We start from the raw sequence: 269 nt of genomic DNA on the forward strand, positions 1-269 counted from the left end.
GACTGGCTCAAGGCGCGGGGTCATCACTTGCCCACGATTACCGGCGTCTGTGCCACCCGCCGCAGCCAGACGACCGCCACTCGCAGTTGGGAAATGCGGGTACCGAGCAATACCGCCATGATGATCATCGATACACCAGCCGGGCTGACCGGCCATGCCCTTGGCGATCGCATCCGCCAAAGTGACGCGGTGATTATTCCAGTCTTGCCGTCCGCCATTGATATTCGGGCGGCCACCACGTTTATTCGGGACGTTATGCTGTCACCGGT

1 protein-coding gene is annotated in these 269 nt (G+C 61.0%); it reads left to right on the forward strand.

Going from position 1 to position 269, the window contains the following annotated elements; translation table 11 throughout:
• Window positions 1-27 precede the first annotated feature (27 nt).
• Window positions 28-269, forward strand: a 242-nt coding sequence (locus Q4563_RS20115; protein ID WP_303605773.1) for a hypothetical protein, incomplete at its 3' end; no start/stop codon positions are given.

The organism is Gilvimarinus sp. 1_MG-2023, from assembly GCF_030548285.1.